The sequence below is a fragment of the Vibrio fujianensis genome (assembly GCF_002749895.1).
GTDB classification, from domain to species: Bacteria; Pseudomonadota; Gammaproteobacteria; order Enterobacterales; family Vibrionaceae; genus Vibrio; species Vibrio fujianensis.
Genome location: NZ_NBUS01000043.1, coordinates 485,414 through 485,686 on the forward strand (window position 1 = coordinate 485,414; position 273 = coordinate 485,686).

Sequence of the window (273 nt, forward strand, 5' to 3'; positions counted from 1 at the left end):
AGCTACTGTAGCAGCCAATAGCCCTTTTAAGTTCAACTTCATATCTATTCTCCTTGTTATAAAACGATATTTTACTTATTTGTGATCAACGCGGCGCACGAGAAAATCACCGATGGATTGAATGATTTGTACTAAAACGATCAGCATAACCACCGTCACGGCCATAATCGTGACATCATAACGGTGGAACCCGTAACGGATTGCCACATCGCCTAAACCGCCACCGCCAACCGTACCAGCCATAGCGGAATAGCTGACCAGGGTAACTAAGGT

Annotated in this window: 1 pseudogene; it reads right to left on the minus strand. The window is 45.1% G+C overall.

Going from position 1 to position 273, the window contains the following annotated elements:
• Positions 1-75 precede the first annotated feature (75 nt).
• Positions 76-273 (minus strand): annotated as a pseudogene (locus B7C60_RS19260) (methionine ABC transporter permease); the annotation flags it as partial.